The following is a 7,019-nucleotide window of genomic DNA, read 5'->3' on the forward strand; positions in this document are numbered from 1 at the left end:
GCGACAAGGTGCGCGGCCGGCTGCAGCGGGTGCTGGAGCGGCTGCATGCGGCGCCGCTGGCCGAGCCGCCGTCGGCCACCGAGCTGGCCGGCGCGGCGGCGCTCTCGCTGGGCGCCTTCCACCGCTTCTTCAAGCGCCACATGGGCCAGACCCTGCTGGACTACCAGGCGCAGCTGCGCATCGGCGCCGCCTGCCAGCAGCTGATCAGCAGCGAGCGGCCGATCGGGCTGATCGCGCTGGAGGCCGGCTACGGCACGGCCGCGCACTTCAACCGGCAGTTCCTGGCGCGCAAGGGCATGACGCCCGGCGCGTTCCGCGCGAGCTACCGCCGCGGCTGAGTCTTCGCCTGTCTTCAGGCGACGATCAGCTTGGCGAGCGTGCCGAGCGTGCTCACCAAGGTGGCCTTCGCGGTGATCGGCACGAAGGGGTTGCTCTCCAGATCGTGGATGAAGGGATCGTTGGCCGCGCGGTCCAGGTACTTGCGGATCACCGTCGCCGCCTTCTCGTGCTGGCGCCGGCGCTCGGCGGCGTCGGGCTCGTTGAAGGCCTGGTCCAGCGTGTCGGACAGGCCGTCGGCGAAGTCCGTCAGCACCGTGTCGACCTTGCGGACCTTGGCGACGATCTCCTCGTAGCCGGGCTGGCCCTTGTAGGCGTCGAGGATGGCGGCCTCCAGCTTCTGCAGCTCGGCATGGACCTTCTTCTTCGCGGCCTCCCAGGCGAGGCGGCACTTGGCGTAGTCGACCTGGCCCGCTGCCGCAGGCGCCGCAGCAGCAGCGTCCGCCGGCGCGGCGAGCAGCTTCTCCAGCTGGTCCAGCGCGGCCAGGGCCGACTTGAAGTTGCCGCCCTCCCCTTTTTTCGCGGGCGAACTCGCTGACGGCGCGGATCTTGGTCGCCGCCTCGGGCTGGTCCTGCAGCGCCTGAAGCACCCGCGGCGTCAGGGCCGCCAGCCGCGCCTCGAAGGCCGCCTGCTGCGGATCCGGCTCGGCCGCGCGGGCTTCCTGCTGCTGCTGCTCCTGCGCCTCGCCCTCGGCGACTTGTTGCGCCTCCAGCGGCTCGCCGTCGTCGTCGATGTCGTCCGGATCCTCGCCGCGCACCCGCACCTTCCAGCGCTGCTCGGTCTGCTTCAGCAGCGCGGCGCGCAGCTTCTTGGCCAGGCCGGCGGCCTGGGTCTGCAGCACGAAGGTGTGGCAGTTCTCCTCCCAGATGCATTCGCCCACCGCCCACTTGACGCCGCCGCTCTGGCCCAGCCACTCCTGCAGCAGCTTGCACCGCGCCGGCGAGATGGCCCGCCGCGACAGCAGGGCCACCACCTCCTTGCCGCCGATGCCCACCAGCGCGCGCATCACCTCGCCCTTGCGGACCATGCGCAGCAACGGGACCATCTGGGTGGTGAGCAGCGCGGGGGAATCCTCGTCGTCCTCCGCAGCTTCCGCCTTGGCCGAGGCGGCCTTGGCCTTCGCGGCCTCGGCCTCGGCGAGCTTGCGCTCCTTGTCGACAGCCTTGTCCACGTCGTCCAGGTAGCCGCCCAGTTCCTTGATCGACTTGTTGGCCTTGCGCAGCAGGTCGGCCTGCTTGTCGATCTCGGTCAGCACCGCCAGCCGGGCCGCGGCATCCTTGGCGCCGTCCAGCATGCCCAGCGCCCTCAGGAACGGCGCATCCTTCAGGTTGCGGCCCTTGGCGAATTTTTTCCATTCGCCGTCGCTGAGACTCCTCTCCGCCATGGTGTCCCTCCCCTCGTCGTCAGTGATGCGCAAGCATAACTTTCAGGCTCGACGCCAGCGCCCCAGCACTTGATGAGGAAGTCCGCTAAGCCGATCCCTCGCCGTAGAGCCTGAGGAACGAGGCGATCGACTCGCGGACCACCGGGTCTTGCCTGTCACTGCGATGCGAGATGCTCATCCGCAGCTCACGCACGATCTGCTGCAGCTCCGGCGACTCCAGCAGCAGACCCACATCGTCGGCGACCTCGTCCAGCATGGTCCGGAACAGATGGGCCTCGCGCCGACGGCAGGCTCGCGGCGCACCAGTTCGGCCAGCGCGTCCGCGCTCGCTTCGTAGTCCTCGAGTCGCTCGACCTGATCCACCAGGACCTCGATGCTCTCCGCCACGTCACGTTCCTCCCATCGGAATCAGCCTGATCGACGACAGGTACTTGCCGCCATCGGGCAGGATCGTCCACGTGCTTTCCACGCGCAGCACCCCTTTGGGCCCCTCAGGACGCACCGCCCTCATCCTCATCCTCGTCGTCGCCCCGCACCTGGACCTTCATCCGCTGCCCGGTCTGCTTCAGCACGGCCGCCGCCAGCTTCTTCGCCAGGCCCGACATCTGCGGATCGAGCACGAAGGTCAGCGCGCTGTTCTCCCAGCGGCATTCGCCGACCAGGTAGCGGACGCCGCCGCTGACGCCCAGGTAGTCGGCCAGCATCTTGCGCCGCGCCGGCGAGATCGGCCGGCGGGCCAGCATCAGAGCCACCTCCTTGCCGCCGGCGGCCACCAGCGCCTGCATGGTCTGGCCGTTGCGCGTCTGCTTGACCAGCGGCAGCAGTTCGGTGGTGAGCAAGGCGGGCGAGGCTTCGTCGTCCTCGGCATCCGCCTTGGCTGCCGCAGCCTCCTTGCCTTCGCGCGCCTCGGCGGCCTTGCGCTGGCGCGCGACGGCCTTGTCCACGTCATCGAGATAGGCGGCCAGTTCCTTGTCGCCCTTGCCGGCCTTGGCGAGCAGGCCGGACTGCTTGTCCAGCTCGTCCAGCGCCGCCAGCTCCGCCTTGGCGGTCTTCACGTCGTCCAGGCTGCCCAGCGCCTTCAGGAAGACGGCGTCCTTCAGGCCGCGGCCCTTGGCGAACTTCTTCCACTCGCTCTCGGAAAGGTGCTTCTCGGCCATCTCATGCTCCTCCTGGACACGGCAGCATAACGACCAGCGTCCACGGCAGCCACCTCAGCCCAGAGGAGATCCGCAACTCGCACCGACGCTTTACGCGAGGCATCCGCCTCGGGTACAAGCATGGCCAACAAGACCAGCCGGAGCCCCCATGCCCAAGTCAAGCGCCTCCCCCTCCGTCCACGCCTTCGCGAACTGCGAGGCAGAATTCAAGACCGCGGGCGGCCGCAGCGGCCGTCTGTTCTCGCTGCCGCGCCTGGCCGAGCAGTTCCCGAACGTGAAGCGCCTGCCGGTCTCGCTGCGCATCGTGCTGGAATCGGTGCTGCGCAACTGCGACGGCCTCAAGGTCACGCCCGAGCATGTGGCCGAGCTGGCCAACTGGGCGCCCACCGCCAAGCGCGATACCGAGATCCCCTTCGTCGTCGCCCGCGTCGTGCTGCAGGACTTCACCGGCGTGCCGCTGCTGGCCGACCTGGCCGCGATGCGCAACGTGGCCGCCGCCGCCGGCCGCGACCCGAAGGCGATCGAGCCGCTGGTGCCGGTGGACCTGGTGGTGGACCACTCGGTGATGATCGACCACTACGGCACCAAGAACTCGCTGGACCTGAACATGAAGCTCGAGTTCCAGCGCAACCGCGAGCGCTACGAGTTCATGAAGTGGGGCATGCAGGCCTTCGACACCTTCGGCGTGGTGCCGCCGGGCTTCGGCATCGTGCACCAGGTCAACCTCGAATACCTGGCGCGCGGCGTGCACAAGGGCAAGGGGAAGGACAACAAGGTCTACTACCCCGACTCGCTGGTCGGCACCGACAGCCACACGACGATGATCAACGGCATCGGCGTGGTGGGCTGGGGCGTCGGCGGCATCGAGGCCGAGGCCGGCATGCTGGGCCAGCCGGTCTACTTCCTGACGCCGGACGTGGTGGGCTTCGAGCTGAGTGGTCAGCTGAGGGAAGGCGTTACGGCGACCGACCTGGTGCTCACCGTCACCGAGCTGCTGCGCAAGGAGAAGGTGGTCGGCAAGTTCGTCGAGTTCTTCGGCGCCGGCACGGCCAGCCTCTCGGTGCCCGACCGCGCCACCATCGGCAATATGGCGCCCGAGTACGGCGCGACGATGGGCTTCTTCCCGGTGGACGACAAGACCATCGACTACTTCAAGGGCACCGGCCGCACCAAGGCCGAGATCGAGGCCTTCGAGGCCTACTTCAAGGCGCAGAACATGTTCGGCGTGCCGATGCCGGGCGAGATCGACTACTCGCAGGTCGTGAAGCTGGACCTCGGCACGGTGGCCCCGTCGCTGGCCGGCCCGAAGCGCCCGCAGGACCGGATCGAGATCACCCACCTGTCCTCCAAGTTCGGCGAGCTGTTCAGCCAGCCGGTGGCCGCCAACGGCTTCAACCAGCCGAGCGAGCTGCTGCACAAGCGCCACGCGACCCCCAGCGGCCTGGACATCGGCAACGGCGACGTGCTGATCGCCGCGATCACCTCCTGCACCAACACCTCCAACCCCAGCGTGCTGCTGGCCGCCGGCCTGCTGGCGAAGAAGGCGGTGGAGGCCGGGCTGAAGGTCAAGCCGCACATCAAGACCTCGCTGGCCCCGGGCTCGCGCATCGTCACCGAGTACCTGGAGAAGGCCAAGCTGCTGCCCTATCTGGAGAAGCTCGGCTTCAACCTCGCCGCCTACGGCTGCACCACCTGCATCGGCAATGCCGGCGACCTGACGCCGGAGATCAACGAGGCGATCGTCTCGAACAATCTCGTGGCCGCGGCGGTGCTCTCGGGCAACCGCAACTTCGAGGCACGCATCCATCCGAACCTGAAGGCCAACTTCCTGGCCTCGCCGCCGCTGGTCGTGGCCTACGCGATCGCCGGGAACGTGATGGTGGACCTGATGACCCAGCCGCTGGGCAAGGGCAAGAAGGGCAAGGATGTCTACCTCGGCGACATTTGGCCCAGCAGCGACGAGATCCACGCGCTGATGAAGTACGCGATGAACCCGAAGGCCTTCCGCGAGAACTACGAGCAGGTGGCGGACAAGCCCGGTGCGCTGTGGAAGAAGATCCAGGGCGTGAAGGGCCAGGTCTACGACTGGCCGACCAGCAGCTACATCGCCCAGCCGCCCTTCTTCGAGCACTTCGCTCAAGTACCGAGCTTCAGTGGCGCTGGCGTCAGCGGCGCGCGCGTCATGGCCCTGTTCGGCGACTCGATCACCACCGACCACATCTCCCCGGCCGGCTCGATCAAGGACAGCTCGCCGGCCGGCCAGTACCTGAGCGGCCTGGGCATCCAGAAGGCCGACTTCAACAGCTATGGCTCGCGCCGCGGCAACCACGAGGTGATGATGCGCGGCACCTTCGCCAACGTGCGCATCAAGAACCTGATGATCCCGCCCGGCGCCGACGGCAGCCGCGAGGAAGGCGGCCTGACGCTGTACCAGCCGAGCGGCGAGAAGAAGTTCATCTACGACGCCGCGATGGCCTACATCGCCGCCGGCGTGCCCACGGTGATCTTCGGTGGCGAGGAGTACGGCACCGGCTCCAGCCGCGACTGGGCCGCCAAGGGCACGCAGCTGCTGGGCATCAAGGCCGTGGTGGCGCGCAGCTTCGAGCGCATCCACCGCTCCAACCTGGTCGGCATGGGCGTGCTGCCGCTGCAGTTCAAGGCCGGCGAGAGCTGGGAGACGCTGGGTCTCGTCGGCGACGAAGTGATCGACATCGTCATCGACGGCGAACTGGCGCCGCAGCGCGACGCGCAGCTGGTGATCACCCGCGCCGACGGCACGAAGAAGACCACCACGCTGACGCTGCGCATCGACACGCCGATCGAGGTGGACTACTACAAGCACGGGGGGATCCTGCCCTTCGTGCTGCGGCAGCTGCTGGCGGCCTAGACGTTCATCTCCCGCACCAGCTCGATGAAGGCCCTGAGCCCCGCCGGCGGATGCCGGCGGCTCGGGTAGTACAGCGCCAGGCCGGGGAACGGCGGCGTCCAGTCGGCCAGCACGCGGACCAGGCGGCCCGCGGCCAGGTCCTCGCGGACAAAGGCGTCGGAGATCAGCGCCAGGCCGATGCCGGCGCGGGCGGCGGCGCGCATGCCGTGCATGTCGTCCAGCGTCATCGGCCCGTTGACGTCGACGATCAGCGCCTCGCCGTTCTTCTGGAACTCCCAGCGGTAGATCGCGCCGCTGGCGAAGCGCAGGCGGATGCAGGCGTGCCTGCTCAGGTCAGCCGGCCGGCGCGGCTTGCGATTGCCCTTGAAGTAGTCCGGCGAGCCGACCACGGCCGTGCTCAGCGCGCTGCCGATCGGCACCGCCACCATGTCGCGCGGCACCTGTTCGATGAGCCGCACGCCGGCATCGAAGCCGCCCGCGACGACGTCCACCAGCCGGCCCTCGGTCACCACGTCCAGCTGCATCTGCGGATGACGGCGCAGGTACTCGTGCAGCAGCGGGCCGATCATCCGCAGCGCGCCGCTGTGCATGTTCAGGCGCAGCGTGCCCGAAGGCGTCTGCCCCGCATCGCCGGCCGCATCGAAGGCGGCGCGGATCTGCGACAGCGCCGGCGTGACCTGCGCGGTGAAGCCCGCGCCGGCCTCGGTCAGCGAGACGCTGCGCGTCGTGCGGTTGAACAGGCGCACGCCCAGCCGCGCCTCCAGCCGGGCCACGGTGGCGCTCAGCGCGCTGGTGGACATCGCCAGCTCGGTGGCCGCCGCGCGGAAGCTGCCGTGCCGCGCCACCGCCAGCACCGCTTCGAGTTCCGTCAAGCCGCTGTCCTTCATGGTCCCCATTGTCCCGTTTTTCCGGACGATTCATCCGCCGCTGACGGTCTTATCAAGCGCAATGCAAAGGCACAGACTGGCGGCCATGGAACACATAACCACCCTCTACATCGACGGCCGGTTCGTCACGCCTGAATCAATCCACGGCACCGAACTGTTCGACCTCCACAACCCCGCCACCGAGCAACAGATCGGCCGCGTGCGCCTGGGCGACCGCGAGGACGCGCGCCGTGCCATCGCCGCCGCCAAGCGGGCCTTCGCGAGCTTCTCGCGCAGCAGCAAGGCCGAGCGCATCGCGCTGCTGCGGCGCCTGCATGCCGCGGTCGCTGCCCGCGAAGGCGACATCCGCGCCGCGATGCAACTGGAG

At 68.8% G+C, this 7,019-nt stretch carries 8 protein-coding genes; 4 read left to right on the forward strand and 4 right to left on the reverse strand.

Features of this window, described 5'->3' with window-relative positions:
* Positions 1 to 338 (forward strand): helix-turn-helix domain-containing protein (locus tag B0W88_RS28240; RefSeq protein ID WP_144007025.1); only part of this gene is annotated, 338 nt, incomplete at its 5' end.
* Positions 339 to 352: 14 nt separating this feature from the next.
* Here B0W88_RS28240 and B0W88_RS28245 read toward each other — a convergent pair.
* Positions 353 to 592 carry a hypothetical protein gene (locus B0W88_RS28245; protein ID WP_077037886.1) on the reverse strand — a complete coding sequence of 80 codons (240 nt, stop codon included), beginning with the start codon at positions 590 to 592 and terminating at the stop codon, positions 353 to 355.
* Between the two features lie 238 nt (positions 593 to 830).
* Here B0W88_RS28245 and B0W88_RS28250 point away from each other — a divergent pair, with 238 nt between their 5' ends.
* Complete coding sequence (locus B0W88_RS28250; RefSeq protein WP_144007026.1) at positions 831 to 1,760, forward strand: hypothetical protein; 930 nt, start codon at positions 831 to 833, stop codon at positions 1,758 to 1,760.
* A 46-nt stretch (positions 1,761 to 1,806) separates the two neighbouring features.
* Here the strand turns inward: B0W88_RS28250 and B0W88_RS33895 are convergent, their stop codons facing one another.
* Both B0W88_RS33895 and B0W88_RS28255 read right to left on the reverse strand, forming a co-directional pair.
* A complete protein-coding gene (locus tag B0W88_RS33895) occupies positions 1,807 to 1,977 on the reverse strand; it encodes a hypothetical protein (RefSeq protein WP_158080961.1) in 171 nt (56 codons plus the stop codon).
* Between the two features lie 235 nt (positions 1,978 to 2,212).
* Entirely contained in the window at positions 2,213 to 2,878 is a 666-nt protein-coding gene (locus B0W88_RS28255; protein ID WP_077037888.1) for a hypothetical protein, read from the reverse strand.
* 148 nt (positions 2,879 to 3,026) lie between these two features.
* On the opposite strand from B0W88_RS28255, the gene acnA reads away from it, so the two are divergent.
* Positions 3,027 to 5,765 carry an aconitate hydratase AcnA gene (gene acnA / locus B0W88_RS28260; protein ID WP_077037889.1) on the forward strand — a complete coding sequence of 913 codons (2,739 nt, stop codon included), beginning with the start codon at positions 3,027 to 3,029 and terminating at the stop codon, positions 5,763 to 5,765.
* Here the strand turns inward: acnA and B0W88_RS28265 are convergent.
* Entirely contained in the window at positions 5,762 to 6,637 is an 876-nt protein-coding gene (locus tag B0W88_RS28265) for a LysR family transcriptional regulator (protein WP_369973946.1), read from the reverse strand. The genes acnA and B0W88_RS28265 overlap by 4 nt on opposite strands.
* Before the next feature lie 100 nt (positions 6,638 to 6,737).
* Between B0W88_RS28265 and B0W88_RS28270 the strand changes: the two genes are divergently transcribed.
* The coding region (locus B0W88_RS28270; protein WP_144007027.1) for an aldehyde dehydrogenase family protein at positions 6,738 to 7,019 on the forward strand (282 nt) is incomplete at its 3' end.

The organism is Pelomonas sp. KK5 (assembly GCF_001984095.1).
Taxonomy (GTDB): Bacteria; Pseudomonadota; Gammaproteobacteria; order Burkholderiales; family Burkholderiaceae_C; genus KK5.